Genomic DNA, 15,565 nt, shown 5'->3' on the forward strand with positions numbered 1-15,565 from the left:
GCGCGAAAGCGTCCCAGGCGGAATAACCTAACCCCCAACCCCCTTCCCTAGGAAGGAAGGGGGAGCAGAACTATCGGTGGTTTTAAGCCCCTCTCCCCTTGGGGGAGGGGTTGGGGAGGGGTTATTCAACACCCCCAACAACCGGTCGAGTTCTTCAGCCAGCACGCGAGTCGAGTTCGCGCCGAGCGCCACGATTTCGACCGAGCCGTCCCAGTCCGGCTCGAACTTCTCCGCGCGGTGTTCTTCGAGTACCGCGTGGAAGTTGCTCCCACCGAACCCGAACGCGGACAGCGCCGCGCGCCGCGGGTGCTCGGCTCGCGGCAACCACGGTCGCATCTCGGCGTTGACGTAGAACGGCGTATCGGCCGCGAGCAGCGGATCGACCGGGCGCGTGACCTTCAGCGTCGGCGGCAGCACCTTGAAGTACACCGCCAGCGCCGCCTTGATGAGCGACGCGGCCCCCGCTGCCGCTTTCGTGTGCCCGATCTGCGACTTCACGGACCCGATCGCGGCCCACGGGCGGGACTTCGGTGCCCCCACGGTGCGAGCGCTCGTCGTGTACACGTCCGTCAGCGCGGTGATCTCGACCGTGTCGCCGACCTTCGTCCCTGTACCGTGCGCTTCAACTAACTCGATGGTGTCCGGCGCCACTCCCGCGAGGTTGTACGCAGTCAGCAGCGCCTTTTTCTGCCCGGCCGCGCTCGGGGCGTAGATCGCGTTGCCCTTCCCGTCGCTCGACGACCCGACGCTCTTCATCACAGCGTAGATCGTGTCGCCGTCGCGTTCGGCGTCCGCGAGACGCTTCAGTACGACCATGCCCAAACCTTCGCCGAGAATGGTGCCGTCACCGTCTTCGGCGAAGGGCTTCGCGTCCCCCGTCGGCGACAGCGCCGGGGTCTTGCTGAAGCACATGTACATGAAGATATCGTTGAACGTGTCGCACCCGCCGGTGACGGCCACGTCACAGCGCCCGGCCTGTAACTCCAGCGCGGCGAGGTGGACCGCGGACAGCGAACTGGCGCACGCGGCATCGACGACGCAATTCGTGCCGCCGAGGTCGAGTTTGTTCGCGATGCGCCCCGCGACCACGTTCCCCAACAGACCGGGGAAGCTGTTTTCTTGCCAGGGGACGTAGCTCTCGGCGATGCGAGCGGCGGCATCAGCGGCGAGGTCCGCGGGGATGCCCGCGTCGTGCATTGCCTGTTTCCACTTCGGGTGCCCGAGTCGCGCACCAAGTGGGATCACGAGTTCCAGCGTACCCGTCACCCCGAGGACGACCGAGACGCGGTTGCGGTCCACAGTCTTGGGCGAGCGAGAGCCATCAGAACCTAACCCCCTAACCCCCTTCCCTAGGAAGGAAGGGGGAACAGAACCATTGGCGGCTTTTAGCCCCTCTCCCTTTGGGGGAGGGGTTGGGGAGGGGTTAGCCAGGATCACACCCGCGTCCACGAGCGCCTGCTTCGCCGCGACGAGTCCGAGGAGTTGCGTGGTGTCGGTGGCTTCGATGTCGCGCGGGGCAATGCCGAATTCGAGCGGGTTGAAGTCGACCGCGTTGAGGAACCCGCCGCGGCGCGCGTAGGTCATGTCCGGCGCTTTGGGGTCCGCGTCGAAATATTCGTCGGGGTTCCAGTGCGTGGCCGGCACCTCGGTGATACCGTCCACCCCGTGCTTCACGTTCGCCCAGAAGAACCCCGGCCCGGCGGCCTTCGGGAACAGGCACCCGAGGCCGACGATCGCGAGCGGCTCGAACCGCGTTTCGCGCTTCGCACCGGACGTTTCGGGTTGTGCGTCGGCAGTTCGTGTCATCGTGTCTCTGTCTTCGGGCGTGAAACGTTAAGCACGGAGCCGGGCGGCGACCTCGTCCGTGGCGAGCGGCGCCAGCGGGAAACACCCGTCCGGCAGGTTCACGCCCTGCTGCCGCAGCGCCGCGCGCCGGGTGACGACGCAGGCCCCGTACAGCAAATTCAGAGCGACCCCGACCACGGTTCGGTTCTTCGGGTGTTCCAGGTGCGAGCCCTTTGCCCACTCGTTGAACGCGCCCATCGCCGGCCCGCACCACACCTGGTAGTCCACCTGGCGCCCGGGTTCGCCCGCGTTCGCCCACCGGCTCGACAGGCCCAGGTACCAGCGGAACACCAGGGCCATCCGGTGCCGCGGGTCCGCTTCGGCCCGTTGTAACTGCCCGGGTTCGCGCTTGGCCCAGAACTCGCGAGTCAGCGCCCACACGTCCTGGAACGTGGCGCGGAGGTGCGTCTTCTCAACCTGGACGCGCTCGGCCTCCGGGATCGCCTCCCAACTGGTGTACCCGCGGTACAAATCGAACAGCTTCTGTGCCCGCATCGCGAACATGGTGCCGCGCTTGAGCACCTGGAGCTTCACCCCCATCTCGAACATGTCCGCGGCCGGGGCCATCGTCACGTCCGCTTGCCCGGCCTCGGCCAGCATCTTCCGCACCGGGTCGGAGCTACCCGATTCGACGCACGCCTGGTTCACGCTCCCGGTAACGACGAAGGCCGCCCCCATTGCGAACGCGCCGGCTACGCTCGCCGGAGTCGCGATCCCCCCGGCCAATCCTACGCGCGGCGGAATGGCGTATTGAAACTGCGCCTGAAGCCGGTCGCGAAGTGCGAGAATCGTGGGGAGCAGCGTAATTGCGGGGCGATTGTCCGTGTGCCCGCCGGAATCGGCCTCCACGGTCACGTCGTCCGCGACCGGGAACTGCGCCGCGAGTACAGCTTGTTGCTCGGTGATGTGACCGGCTGCTACCAGTTCGCGGAGGATCTTCTCGGGCGGCGGCGAGAGGAACTTCGTCGCGACTTCGACGCGCGAAATCTTCGCAATGACCCGGTTCGTGGGGACCGCGGCCCCGGTTGCGTCCCGGCGGAACCCGGCCGCGCGGTACCGGACGATCGCGGGTGTGAGATCGAGGTACGCGCTAGCTTCAACGAGCAGTGTGCCCTTCTTCAGCAGCAATTCGGCCGTGGCCATCTCGTGGGCCGGCTCGTTCGGGCTGTGAATCAGGTTCACGCAGTACGGTGCGGTGCCGAGATTGGCCTTCAACCGGTCGATGGCCGCCCCGATGCGTTCGAGCGACTGCCCGGCGGCCCCGAAGCTGCCGAGCATCCCGGCTCGGCTCATCGCTTCCACGATCTCAACGGACGCGATGCCGTTGGCCATCGCCCCGGTCATGTATGGGTAGCGGAGCGACTGGTCCCGCAGAAACGAGGGGTCGCCGAGTTGTTCCGGCGGCAGTGGTGGGAGATACGCGGCAATCGGGTAGCCGTCTTTCGCCCCGGGTTGTGCCCCCAGCGCCGCCGAACCGCCCCGCGCAACGGCGAACCCGGTGCCGGCGCGAACAATCACCACCGGCGAACGCAGGTCGCCGACAGCACTTCGGAAGGCTTCGGGCGTGTCGGATGGAGGCGCGCCGGTCGGAGTCCAATGTCCGATCGCGGGCGGGCTGCCGAAAGTGCCGGCCGAATGGGTCATCGCGTAGTTGTGCGCGTCACGGGTGCTATGAACGATACACGTTATGGCATATAGCTTTTCGCACACCGCGAACAGTGGCCGGGGGCGCTAGGGGATTTTGGGTGTGGGCGCAACATCGTTCGTGCTTCTCGACTTCCGCGAGCGACAGGGCGACCGCACACGGGTATATTGGGAGCAGACCCGAAGGAGGCGATTATGGGCTTCACTGTCAATCGCAATGACGGCGGTACCAAAGACGCAGAGTTCGAGGCTTACGCCCGCCTCTTGCGACAGCAGGGGGTTGATCTCGGCAAGTTGCCGCGTGCACCGGAACCGGGCACGGGGCGCCGTTGGTTGTACGTTTGGGACACCGAAGAAAAGGCACAAGCTTTTGCTACCGAGTTGAAAAAGCGGACCCGCGACGACGCCTGGGTTGTTGTCGAAGTGGCTGCTCCACCATCCGAAGGGCCTATGGGTCCGATCATTGTTCAGGTGGGAAGAAGAGCGAACGGGTTGGTTTTCGGGCTGCACCCTCTCAGTCGCGCAATGATCCAGTCCGCATTTCCCGCTGCGAAGGGTGCCGCTGCGACCATCTCTATCAACTTCGAGACGTTTCGAGATTTTCAGGCCACCCACGGCTCCATCGACGCGCTCGCGCGAGAGCTCGTACCGACACTCACTGGTCTCAAGCCACAGGAACTTGAAAAGCTGGGCTACGCCCTCATCGAGGATGATACCGAACGAACGCTCGTCTTCGTGCGGCCCGGCGACCTTGTTCAGGCTTAAGGCCGTTCCGGGGCGATTTCTTCGATGTGAACTTCGGCCCTCCCGACACCGCCCTCGTGCTCCTCGGCGTTGATGGGAACGGGAGCCTTCAGCGGGGGCAGGCTCTCCCAAGCATTGATGTGGGCCGTCAAATCGAACTTCCCGCAGAAAGCCTTCAGCTCGCCCTCGTTCTCGGGACGGAACTGAATGTACAACTCCAAATCACCCGATTTGTTGTTTTTCGAACCGCAGCCTGCGTTCCACAGTTCTTTGAGTTTGGTGCGACCGATAACAACAAAAAGCCCCCACCCGCCGTCCAAACGAACGGCCAGAGCGTAGAACAGTGGCGGTTCGTCAGTCCGCTCCAGTTGCTTCATGGGTATACCGAACTTTGCTGAGTACCCCTTTCCATTCTTGTAGAGCTTTCCTGGTGAAGTTTTTACTTGGATTCGAGCGACTTCTTCGCGGTCGTCTCGAAACGCGAATACATCGGTGCCGATATCGACGTGCGGAATGGCGGCGTTGCACTTCCGGTGGAGAAGTTCACCGATCACCGCCATCTGCCCACTGCCGCCAGAAAATGCGGCACCTGAGTCAGCTTTCCAACTCATTTGAAGGCTCGTCGTTGTGGAATCGAACACATCCGATTAGTCCCACGCGGTCACCAAAGGTCCGCATCAAGCGCCGGCGGGCGGCGGCACTGAAGTTCACGTGAGGAAGGTTCAAATATTCGACCGAGCTGGCCGGCGCGGTCACGAAGTGGTCGGCACTGGCGTCAGAAAGCACATTGCCCGACAGGTCCAAGCGCTTGAGCCGGCGCCAGAGCGGGGACGCCACCAACCGCTCGACACCCACGTCGCTGATCTCGTTACCACACAGGCGGAGATCGACCAGCACCGGTAAATGTTCGCTGAACGCGAGCGCCTCCAACCCCGCGTTCCCAAGTGTGTTGTACGGACCGAAGTTGAGTATCTCCAGACGCGCAAGATGCGGACACGTCGCGAGTTGACGCGCCCGGTGCTCCCCAACCCGACACGTGGCAATGAACTCGACCACCAAGCCCATCTCGGGACAACAGAGCATCTTTGCGAATTTGGCCGCGCTCGCGGTGTGGACGTGAATCCTCGGTGCGGGGCGCAGTTCGCCAATGGCTGTTGCGCGTTGGAGGAACAACAGATCCGTGATATTCAGATCCGTTGCGAACCCGCGGTCGAACGTGACGTTGAAGACCGTGAGATCCGCCCCGAGCGGGCCGAGAATGTCCCGTCGGTGGTTCTCAAGGAGGTACCGCAACCGTGCCGCGAGCTTCCGTTGCTCTTCCGCCGGGCGATCTTCGGTTTGCTTCAATGCGCACTGCACGCGGATGAATTCCGCGCGAATGTTTCGGTCGTTTTCGTCGAGCCAATCGGCGAACGCGAGGCGCGGGGTGTCCTCGTCCAGGTGCGCGGAAATCGCGGCCAGTAGCGCCTCTTCGTCGCTCACGGCGTCACTCTAGTCATCGGCTTTGGGCGATGGGGTCGGGTTAGGGTACTTCGCCCGCAGGTCGCTCCACCGCTCCTGGTTGATGGCGTTGCGGAAGTCCTCGTCCGAGTAGAACCACAACTTCCCGCCCCGTTTGGTGGCGTCCGCGAGCAGGCGCTCCAGTTCGGGCCGGTTCCCGTTCGCCGCCGCGATCGCCGCGCGCAGTGCTGGAGCGATCTCATTCCCGAACTCGGACAATAGTTTCTCCGCGTCTGCGGGTTTTGTGCGCAGCACCCCGCGCACGTATTCGCTGCGCGCCAACCACCGATTCTGCACCTCCTCATCGTTGTCCAAAAGGAACTTCTTGAACAGCACCGTTGCGGCCGCGTAGTCCCGCTTGCGGAAGCTCAGGTGCCCCTGCCAATACAGCGTTTGCGGGTCGTTCGGGGTGCGTTTGCGGTGCGCCGCAAGGAGCGCGGCCAGACCGTCGAAGTCCTCGCTCTGGTCGTACAGGCGCGCGAGTTGTTGAAACACGTCCGCGGTCGGCTCGATCTTTTCGTAGGCTTCGAGCCCCTTTTTCGCCTTGAACAGGCACTCGACCCGGCGCCAGCGGAACGTCTCCTCGTCGCTCGCCTCTTCGTCCTCCGCGTCGGGATCTTTGGCTTTGGGTTTCGGCAAACGTGCGCTACCGGCGGCGAACGCTTCGGCGGCCTTCTCGTACTCCTTCTCGCGCTCGTAAATCACGCCCTGGTAGAACCAGATCCACGGATCGTTCGGCACGCGCTTCCGGTGGGCCGCGACGAGTTCCTTCAAGCTCCCAAGCGCATCGGCCGGTGTTTCGCCTGTGGGGTCGAACTCGTCATCATCAAGGCTGCCGGCCAACGTGCGGAACGCCGCGGGCGCGTGCTCGGCGGGGACGCTCGCGTAACCCTTCAGCAACTTTTTCGCACTCGCCATCGCGAGCAGGTACGAATTGAGTACCTCCACGCGGTCACGGTGAGTGGCGGCTTTCAACCCGTGCTCCATCAGTGCCTTGGCTTCGTTGAACTTTTCGGCCTTTACCTTGCGACGAATATCATCCGACAGCCCGCGCGGGTCGTCGGGCTTGGCCTTCCGCAGCGCGTCGAGCAACACGTCATCGGCGGCCTCGTTGGGCTCGCCTTCGAGTAACACTTCGGCGTAAACCCTGCGCGGGTCGGACGCCCGCGCCAAGCGCTCACCGAGTTCCTTCAATTCTCCGGCCGCCAGCACCCGGCGGAGCGCCCCCAGCGCTTCGACCGCGTCCGGGTCGAGGTCGTGCGCCCGGCGGTACGCGGCCTTGGCCTCCGGGAGCCGGTTCAGCCCCTCCAGGGCGCGGCCGCGGAGCACTTCTGCGTCCTCGTCGGTCCCGAGCTGGGCGATGTAAGAATCGATCGCCTTCAGCGCCTTTTCGTTCTCGCTCATTTCGAGGAAACAGGTCGCGCGCAGGTAGTCCAGGATCGGCATGTCGGGCGCGAGGAGCGCCGCCCGATCGATGAATTCGTGCGCCGCGGCCGGCTCGCCGCGATAGAGGCGCAGCATCGCATCGATCAGGCACACGACCGCGGTCAGCGGTTTCGGGAGTTCGACGTTACGGCACCGAGCGAGTGCCTCCTCGCTCGCCTCAACGTCGCGCCGGACGATCGCAGTCATTGCTTCCCGGAGTGCTTGCACCGCCTCCCGAACCTCCGGCAACCGCCCGGCCACCACGTTGTCCGTAAGAAACGTTCCCATGATGGTGGTCACCCGGAGCCCCTGACTCAGCTCCTCGAAGTCGTACACCCGCCACCCGTCGGCCCCGCGAACGAACCACCAGCGCACCTTGGTTTTCGTGCGCCCGATCAGCTCCAGATCGTTCACGTGGGTCGCGATCACGACCGCCTCGTTGCGCCCGGGGGACCAGCGCACGTGGTGCGCGTCGGTGCGCTGCCAGCGGAACAGAGGGTTCGACACGATGCTCGCCCCGGCCTTGCGGAACCCGCGGACGAACGCTTCCCGCTCACGCGGGCCGCCCCGAACGCCCGCACGCTCGAGCGCGCCCCTTCGATTCACCTCGTCGAACATGCGTTCGGCATCGAAGGTTTGTACCACCGCCTCCCCGTCTTCCTTCTGGAGCGCCCGTCCGAGTTCGTCCAATACGGCGACGAACTCGCGCCCCTCGGCCGGTGTGGGGGCTTGTGGATCTGCGAACACGGCCGCGGCCTCCGCGCGCCCGACCTCGCGTTCGCGGTCCTGCTCCCGCGCCTCTTCCACAGCGCGGCGCGCGTCTCGGCGCTCGCCCGCGGACTTCACCAACATGATGAGGCCGATGAAACAAGCCGCACAGAACACCGACGCACCGATAATCAGCACCGCGACGACGCGCTTGCTCATAAAACCGCCCCGCCCTGAACGAATGTTGTCAAGTAATTGGACCCGATCCCGCGCGAACGGGCAAACAGAAACGAACAAACCCCCGCAAGGTGCGGGGGTCGCGTGGTCGTTCGTTCTGCGTCGCAGACCGAATCAGGTGGCCGGGGTCTCGGGAGCGGCCGGGGCCGGTTCCGGAGCGACGGGCGCCGGGGCCGTCGGCGCGACCGGCTGCTTGGCCTTCAGTTGCACCTTCTTCTCGCCGGACTTCAGCAGTTCGATCACCGCCGTCGGGCTGGCGTCGCCGAGGCGCCGGTAGTGCTGCTTGAGGATGCGCGTGTACCCGCCCGGGCGATCGGCGAAGCGCGGCCCGATCTCGCGGAACAGCTTCTTCAGCACCGTGTCGCCGGTGGTCTCGTCCTTCTTGTCCCAGATGCCGGTGCCGTGGGTCGGGCCGAGCAGCGCCATCGCCTGACGGCGGTAGTGCAGCGCCTGGACCCGGGCCTTCTTCTCTTCGGCGTCGCCCTTACCCGCCGCGCCCGCGGTAACCGCGTTGGCTTTCTTGGCGAGGGTGATGATCTTCTCGACGATCGGGCGCAGTTCCTTGGCCTTCGGAACCGTGGTGACGATCTTCTCGTGCGTGATGAGCGCACGGGTCAGGTTGCGGAACAAGCTCCGGCGGTGCGAAGCGTTGCGGTTCAGGTGACGACCGCGCTTACGGTGGCGCATGGCATTCCCTCAGCTTTAGGGGGTAAAAAAAGAGCCAGAAGCAAGAACCCCACCCCGTGCCAAGGAAGGTGGAGGTGACAAAACGGCGCCGGCTCAGTTCCGGTCGCCGTTCTCCGGCCCCTGAAAATCGTCGCGGCACGCGCCGCGACCGTAGCAACTATCCGCGGCGCGGCGGGATTCGCATCCCGAGTGCCAGGCCGCGTTCTTCGAGCTTGGACTTCACTTCGCGCAGGGTCGTTTCGCCGAAGTTACGGACCTCGAGCAGTTCCTCGGGCGACCGGATCACGAGATCGCGGACCGTCTGGATGCCTTCGGTTTCCAGGCAGTTCGTCGCCCGCACCGACAGATCGAGTTCGGCGAGGCTCATGTTCAGCTTGCGCTCGAGTTCGGCGTTGGCCGCGTCCGCGACGGAGGCGTTCGGCCCGATCTCGATCGGCTCGTCGAGTTGCAGTTCCGGCCCCGGCTCCGTGTACTGCACGAACGGGTTCAGGTGCTTGCGGAGGATCTTGGCCGCTTCGACCACCGCCATTTGCGGGGCGAGCGTGCCGTTGGTCCAGATCTCCATCACGAGCCGGTCGTAGTTCGTCTTCTGACCGACGCGGGTTTCTTCGATGTCGTACTTCACCCGGACGACCGGCGAGAAGCTCGAGTCGACCGGGATCACCCCGACCTCGCGCTCCTTACCGGCGTTGTCGTCGGCGGTGCGGTACCCGCGCCCGTTCTCGACCGTCATCTCCATCACGAACGGCACATCGCTCGTCAGCGTCGCGATGTGGTGCTCGGGGTTGATGATCTGGATCGATTCGTCGTGCTGCACGTCGACGCCGCGCACCGAGCCGGCCTCGTGCTTCTGAATGCGGATCGTCTTCGGCTGGTCCGAGAGGTTCTTCACCACGAGGCTCTTGACGTTCAGGATGATGTCCGTCACGTCTTCCACCACGCCGGTGATGGTCGAGATCTCGTGCTGCACGCCCTGGATCTTCACCCGCGTGATCGCGCTGCCCTCGAGACTCGAGAGCAGGATGCGGCGGAGGCTGTTCCCGAGGGTCATCCCGAAGCCCTTTTCAAAGGGTTCGGCGTGGAACTTCCCGTAGACGTCGGTGAGGGTGGAGCGGTCGGCCTGAACCCGACTCGGCAGTTCTAGTCCGCGCCAGCGAACGCGCATGGTCCGTTCTCCTGCCGTCGGTTTTCCGCCCCGCTCCGCGACCGAAGAGAGGGACGAACCAGACGGCGACCTGTCGAAACAAAACCGGTGGTCGCGGCCGGAAGGCTTTTGGCGAACCCCGCCCGCAAGGGCGGCGGGTTGCCAAATTGTCAGTTAACCCGCCGCCCTTGCGGGCGGGGTTCACTTTACCGCGTGGCAATTTCGATAATGAGCTGTTCGCGAATGTCAGTGATCCGCTCGTCCACGTCCTGGCGGCTCGGGATGCGGGTCATGCGCCCCTCGGGAGCGTCCTGACTGCCGGTCAACTCGAGGAAGTCCGGGATACGGACCGAGCCCTTCGCGAGCGTCTCGCGGGCCATCTTCAGGCTAGAATCGCGGGTCTTCACCTTGATGATGTCGCCGGGCTTCACCAGCATGCTGGGGATGTCGCACTTCACACCGTTCACCAGAACGTGCCCGTGGGCGACCATCTGGCGGCCGGAGTTGCGGTTGATTGCGAACCCGAGCCGGTGGACGACGTTATCGAGCCGGCGCTCCAGAATCGAGAGCAACTGTTCGCCGGTGTTCCCCGTGGCCCGCGTCGCGAGCGTGTAGTACCGGCGGAATTGGGCCTCGAGCACCCCGTAGAACCGCTTGAGTTTCTGCTTCTCGCGGAGACGGATGCCGTACTCCGAGGTCTTGCTGCGGCGCGCGCCGTGCATACCGGGCGGCAGCGACTCGCGGTCGATGGGGCACTTCGGGCTGAAGCACCGGTCGCCCTTGAGGAACAGCTTCATCTGTTCCCGGCGGCACATCTTGCAAACGGGGTCTGTGTTACGGGCCATAGTTGAGGATCTAACAGAAACCAGGGGTCTGAGTCGTCATGAGACGACGGTCAATCGCGCCCCGGTCCAGCGCCCGCTATTAATTCCGTGGCGAACCCCAGCGTCGAAACACGGAAGGCTAATAACAGACGTGGCCAATGATCCCGCGTTCGAGCAACGAGGGACCAGTGACCACGGACTCGGGAGCGGCGAAAATTACACGCGGCGTTTCTTGGGCGGGCGACAGCCGTTGTGCGGGAGCGGCGTGACGTCTTCGATGGCCTTGACGTTCAGGCCCGAGGCCTGGAGCGCCGTCACCGCAGATTCGCGGCCCGCGCCCGGCCCCTTGACGCGTACTTCGACTTCCTTGACGCCGAACTTCGACGCCTTGGACGCGCACTCTTCGGCGGCCCGCTGCGCCGCGAACGGCGTGCTCTTGCGACTGCCCTTGAACCCGACCGCACCACCCGACGAGTGACACAGCGTGTCGCCGTTCGTGTCGGTGATGGTAATGATCGTGTTGTTGAACGTGCTCTGCACGTGCGCGATCCCGCGACTTACGTTGCGACGCGCCTTTTTCTTCTTGGACTTTGCCATCTGTAGTGTGGGTGGTCAGTGTGGGTGCGAGTGAAAACCGAAACCGGAGGGTGGCGGGCACTCGCGAACCGGGGCCGGCCTCCACAGGCCCGCCCCGCACGCTCCGGCACCACCAGGCACGCTCCGTTACCGCATGTCCTTAACGCCCTTCTTACCGGCAACCGTCTTGCGGATGCCCTTCCGGGTCCGGGCGTTCGTCTTGGATCGCTGGCCGCGGACCGGCAGGTTCTTGCGGTGCCGTTCCCCGCGGTAGCACTTGATTTCCTTGAGCCGGGCGATGTTCCCGCCCTCGACGCGGCGGAGCGGCCCTTCGACCAGGTATTCCTTGTCGAGCAACACGGCGATCTCGGCGATCTCCTTGTCGCTCAGCTCCTTGGCCCGGCGCTGCGGGTCGATCTTGAGCTTCTCGCACACTTCCAGCGAGGTGGTCGGCCCCAGCCCGCGGATGTACCGCAGGGAGATGTGGGTCGGCTTGTCCGGCGGAATGTCAACGCCTTGAATACGGGGCATAGGTAATCTTCAGTGTTCGGTGTTCGATGTTCAGTTTGAGGCGATCAGTGGCTTCAGTCGCTGCCGCTCGCTCCCACAAAACCGACCGCGCGTCGCACTTTACTTCTACTGAAACCGCGTATCAACCCTGGCGCTGCTTGTGGCGAGGGTCTTCGCAGATCACGCGCACGACGCCCTTGCGCTTAATCAGCTTGCACTTATCGCAGATCCGTCGCACGCTGGCTCGTACCTTCATGGGACACCCAAAGTCCGAAAAAGCCGCACATCCGGTAAACCTCCAATCTAGGGGAGGCCGGTAAACCGACAAGGGCCGTTCCCCGAATTATACAGGCGGCGCCGCGACCGGCGCGGGCGCATCGTCATCGAACGCCCCCTCGTCGCTTGTCACGATCAACACGCCGTTGGACGTGAGTGCCAGCGTGTGTTCGACGTGGACGCTCGCGAGCCGGTCCCGCGTCACGACCGTCCACTGGTCACCGAGCGTGTCCACTTCCGGGCGCCGCATGTTCACCATCGGCTCGACCGCTAGCGTCAGCCCCGGTTCGAGTTTGAAGTCGGACTTGCGGGTCTCGTGGTCGACGTAGTTCGGCACCTGCGGGTTCTCGTGCATCGTGCGCCCGATGCCGTGCCCGACGTAGGACGTCACCACGCTAAACCCGGCCTTCTCCACGTGCCGCTGCATCTCGCTGGCGACCTGGCTCCACCACTTTCGGCGCGGGAGCAGGTCGATCGCGATCTGGAGCGTTTCCTCGCCGATCTTCAGGAGCCGGGCCTTTTCCGGCGAGATAGTCCCAATAGGAACCGTGATCGCGCGATCCGCGCACCAGCCGTTGAGCTTACAGGCGGTGTCGATCTTCAACAGATCGCCCTCTTTCAGCACACGCTGGCCCGGGATGCCGTGGACCACCTGTTCGTTCACGCTCAAACAGGTCACAGCCGGGAACGGCGTCTTGCCGGGGTAACCTTTGAACAGCGGCACCGCCATGTGCTTCGCGTAGAACGCTTCGACCGCCTGATCGATCTCGATCGTCTTCACGCCCGGCTTGGCCATCTCGCGGCAAATCTTCAGCGCGCGAGCGACCAACTTGCCCGCTTCGCGCATGAGCGCGACTTCACGGGCGGATTTCAGTTCCGGCGGGCGGTTGGCGTTGGGTTTGAGCATAGGTGTCGAGCGCGGAACGCGGGGTGCGAAACTCATTCGAGCGGGCTACGGTGCCCCGAATCGGTCCTGTTCTATGGGCGGCCCTATTGAAGTCAGAGAGCTTCTTGGGTCTTGGGATTCCGTCGCGTCAGTGCCGCCAGAATGTTTTGGAATATTACGTCCGGCGGATCGGTCGCGGCGATGTCGTCGACCAGCTTCTGCTTCCGGTAGTGGGTCAGCAGGTCGTCCGTGTTCTTGTGGAACTCGCCGAGCCGCCGCCGGATCGTCTCTTCGTTATCGTCGTCGCGCTGGAGCAACGGGTGCCCACAGACGTCGCACTGCCCCGCCACCTTGGGCGGGCGGGCCATCGAGTGGAAGCACACCCCGCACTCCGGGTTCGAGCAGCACCGCCGCCCACCGATGCGCCGCACCACCTCGTCGTCGTGAATGGCCAGGTTGATGACCGCGTCGAGCGACAGGTATTCTAAGTGCAAGAGCGCGTCGAACGCAATCGCCTGGGCATACGTTCGCGGGTACCCGTCCATCACGAACCGTTCCGGGCGCGCGGGTCCGCGAAACAGTTCGGCCACCACATCGTTGACGATCGGATCGGGGACGAGCAGCCCCTGGTCCATCATCGGCCGCACCTGGCGCCCCATCGTGGTGTCGCGGGTGATCGCGTCGCGGAACATCGCGCCGGTGCCGATGACGGTGAGGCCGAACCGCTGAACGAGCCGTTCGGCCTGCGTTCCCTTGCCGCTGCCCGGTGGTCCGACGAGCACCAATCGCATGAACCGCTACCCTGCGAAGTACCGGCTCGGGGCCGGGCGAACGTTGTTGTCGGGAAACGGGCAAGTGGGGACACCGATCCTTCACAACCCCCGTATTGTCTCCAGCAGCTTAAACTTCAGCAAGGGGACCAGAAAAGAATAAGGCGCGTCTCTAAACGACGCGCCTCGTGAAACACTTTCTTTGCTCCCGATCCGATCTCACGTCTCGTCGGTGAGGCTCGGGTAGTTCCGCATCACGAGGTGGCTGTTGATCTTCTGCACGAGGTCCAGTGCCACGCTGATGACGATCAGCAGCCCGGTACCGCCGTAGAAGCTGGCGACCTGAACCGGGATCTCCAGTTCGCTGGAGATGACGTTCGGGATGATCGCGATGATCGCGAGGAACGCGGCCCCGACGAACGTGACCCGCATCAGCACCCGCTCCAGGTAGTCGGCCGTCTTTTTACCGGGCCGGTACCCGGGGATGAAACTCCCGTGGTCCTTCAGGTTGTCCGCGATTTCCTTCGGGTTGAAGGTAATCGCCACCCAGAAGTACGTGAAGACGTAGATCATGATCACGTACATGAAGTTGTAGAGCCAGCCGCGGTGGTTCTGGAACATCGTCGAGAGCGTCCCGGCCCAGCCGAGCGAACTGTCGGACAGGTTGTAAATCGCGTTGAAGAAGAACCACGGCAGAATGAGCAGCGTGCTGGCGAAGATCACGGGCATCACGCCGGCCGCGTTCACCTTCATCGGGAGGAACTGCCGCGTCCCGCCGTACACCCGGCGCCCGCGAACGTGCTTGGCGCTCTGGGTCGGGATGCGGCGCTGGGCCTTCGTCATCGCAATCACGCCAACAACCACGGTCACGAACAGGAACGCAAGGACAATTAGCTTCTCGAGACTAATATCGGCCCCCGATCCGCCACCGAGCGTGAAGACCGAGTCCTTGAGTTTACCGGTCGCGCTGTCGATCAGGAGCGAGTTCGTCGCGTCCGGGATGCGGGCCACGATACCGGCCATGATGATGAGCGAGATCCCGTTACCGATTCCGTACTCGTCGATCTGCTCGCCGAGCCACATGAGGAGCACGGTCCCTGCGGTCAGGGTGATAACCGCCGTGAACCCGAACCACCACAACTCGAAGCCGTCGTTGTAGCCCGTCGGGGCCAGTCCCATCCCCCCGCCGTCTCCGGTGTCCGGCTTCATGACCGTTTGCACGACCATGATCGCCTGGATGATGCAAATCGGTACTGTAAGGTAGCGGGTGATTTCGTTGAGTTTCTTCCGCCCGCTCTCACCTTCTTTGCGGAGTTTCTCCAGCGACGGCACCACGCCGCTCGACAGGAGTTGCACGATGATGGACGCGGAGATGTACGGCATGATGCCGAGCGAGAAGATGCAGGCGTTGCTGAGGTTACCACCGGAGAACAGCGAGACGAACCCGAGCACCTGACCGAGCGCGCCGCGCTGGGCGTCGGCCATCTTCTCGGCCATCTTCGCCTGATCGATCATCGGCAGCGGAACGTAGTAGCCGATGCGATAGACCGCGAGGAAGATCAGTGTGATGAAGATCTTCTTCCGCAGTTCCGGGATCTTGAAAATGGTGAGGAGTTGATCCGGTACGAAGCCGAGGATGCTAGCGGCGGCACCGAAGATGGTGAGCGTCCACCCCAACCACGACTCACCGCCGTAGGAGAACGTGACCAAACCACCGACGAGACTCGCGATACCGGCGACGAGGCAGATGGAGCGCCAATTCATGTCCGTGGTCCTTACGGCCCTTCTC

Annotated in this window: 15 protein-coding genes; 1 reads left to right on the forward strand and 14 read right to left on the reverse strand. The window is 64.0% G+C overall.

Annotation, left to right across the window (positions count from 1 at the left end):
* Nucleotides 1-27: 27 nt before the first annotated feature.
* Nucleotides 28-1,806, reverse strand: a complete 1,779-nt coding sequence (locus VT84_RS30435; protein ID WP_082842164.1) for a beta-ketoacyl synthase N-terminal-like domain-containing protein — start codon at nucleotides 1,804-1,806, stop codon at nucleotides 28-30.
* A gap of 27 nt (nucleotides 1,807-1,833) precedes the next feature.
* Nucleotides 1,834-3,489 (reverse strand): PfaD family polyunsaturated fatty acid/polyketide biosynthesis protein, encoded by a 1,656-nt coding sequence (locus VT84_RS30440; RefSeq protein ID WP_082842165.1) that lies wholly within the window; start codon nucleotides 3,487-3,489, stop codon nucleotides 1,834-1,836.
* A 195-nt stretch (nucleotides 3,490-3,684) separates the two neighbouring features.
* Between VT84_RS30440 and VT84_RS30445 the strand changes: the two genes are divergently transcribed.
* Nucleotides 3,685-4,254, forward strand: a complete 570-nt coding sequence (locus VT84_RS30445; RefSeq protein WP_082842166.1) for a hypothetical protein — start codon at nucleotides 3,685-3,687, stop codon at nucleotides 4,252-4,254.
* On the opposite strand, the gene VT84_RS30450 is transcribed toward VT84_RS30445, so the two are convergent.
* From VT84_RS30450 to secY, 12 genes are all read right to left on the reverse strand, one after another.
* Complete coding sequence (locus tag VT84_RS30450) at nucleotides 4,251-4,874, reverse strand: hypothetical protein (RefSeq protein ID WP_157470010.1); 624 nt, start codon at nucleotides 4,872-4,874, stop codon at nucleotides 4,251-4,253. The genes VT84_RS30445 and VT84_RS30450 overlap by 4 nt on opposite strands.
* Entirely contained in the window at nucleotides 4,828-5,715 is an 888-nt protein-coding gene (locus VT84_RS30455) for a TIGR02996 domain-containing protein (RefSeq protein WP_082842168.1), read from the reverse strand. Before VT84_RS30455 ends, VT84_RS30450 begins: the two co-directional genes overlap by 47 nt.
* A gap of 9 nt (nucleotides 5,716-5,724) precedes the next feature.
* Nucleotides 5,725-8,085, reverse strand: a complete 2,361-nt coding sequence (locus tag VT84_RS30460) for a hypothetical protein (RefSeq protein WP_082842169.1) — start codon at nucleotides 8,083-8,085, stop codon at nucleotides 5,725-5,727.
* Nucleotides 8,086-8,217: 132 nt separating this feature from the next.
* A complete protein-coding gene (rplQ, locus tag VT84_RS30465; RefSeq protein ID WP_082842170.1) occupies nucleotides 8,218-8,790 on the reverse strand; it encodes a 50S ribosomal protein L17 in 573 nt (190 codons plus the stop codon).
* Between the two features lie 157 nt (nucleotides 8,791-8,947).
* Nucleotides 8,948-9,955 carry a DNA-directed RNA polymerase subunit alpha gene (locus VT84_RS30470; protein WP_052556831.1) on the reverse strand — a complete coding sequence of 336 codons (1,008 nt, stop codon included), beginning with the start codon at nucleotides 9,953-9,955 and terminating at the stop codon, nucleotides 8,948-8,950.
* Nucleotides 9,956-10,140: 185 nt separating this feature from the next.
* On the reverse strand, nucleotides 10,141-10,779 hold the full coding sequence (rpsD, locus tag VT84_RS30475; RefSeq protein ID WP_052556833.1) for a 30S ribosomal protein S4: 639 nt from the start codon (nucleotides 10,777-10,779) through the stop codon (nucleotides 10,141-10,143).
* Between the two features lie 195 nt (nucleotides 10,780-10,974).
* On the reverse strand, nucleotides 10,975-11,355 hold the full coding sequence (gene rpsK / locus VT84_RS30480) for a 30S ribosomal protein S11 (protein WP_052556834.1): 381 nt from the start codon (nucleotides 11,353-11,355) through the stop codon (nucleotides 10,975-10,977).
* A gap of 126 nt (nucleotides 11,356-11,481) precedes the next feature.
* Nucleotides 11,482-11,865, reverse strand: coding sequence for a 30S ribosomal protein S13 (gene rpsM, locus VT84_RS30485; RefSeq protein ID WP_052556836.1), 384 nt, complete (start codon nucleotides 11,863-11,865; stop codon nucleotides 11,482-11,484).
* Nucleotides 11,866-11,986: 121 nt separating this feature from the next.
* A complete protein-coding gene (gene rpmJ / locus VT84_RS30490; protein ID WP_052556838.1) occupies nucleotides 11,987-12,100 on the reverse strand; it encodes a 50S ribosomal protein L36 in 114 nt (37 codons plus the stop codon).
* Between the two features lie 87 nt (nucleotides 12,101-12,187).
* Nucleotides 12,188-13,027 (reverse strand): type I methionyl aminopeptidase, encoded by an 840-nt coding sequence (gene map / locus VT84_RS30495; protein WP_052556841.1) that lies wholly within the window; start codon nucleotides 13,025-13,027, stop codon nucleotides 12,188-12,190.
* Between the two features lie 92 nt (nucleotides 13,028-13,119).
* Entirely contained in the window at nucleotides 13,120-13,797 is a 678-nt protein-coding gene (locus VT84_RS30500; RefSeq protein WP_052556843.1) for an adenylate kinase family protein, read from the reverse strand.
* Between the two features lie 198 nt (nucleotides 13,798-13,995).
* Nucleotides 13,996-15,540, reverse strand: a complete 1,545-nt coding sequence (secY, locus tag VT84_RS30505) for a preprotein translocase subunit SecY (RefSeq protein WP_082842171.1) — start codon at nucleotides 15,538-15,540, stop codon at nucleotides 13,996-13,998.
* Nucleotides 15,541-15,565 lie beyond the last annotated feature (25 nt).

It is taken from the genome of Gemmata sp. SH-PL17, assembly GCF_001610855.1.
In the GTDB taxonomy this organism is placed as follows: Bacteria; Planctomycetota; Planctomycetia; order Gemmatales; family Gemmataceae; genus Gemmata; species Gemmata massiliana.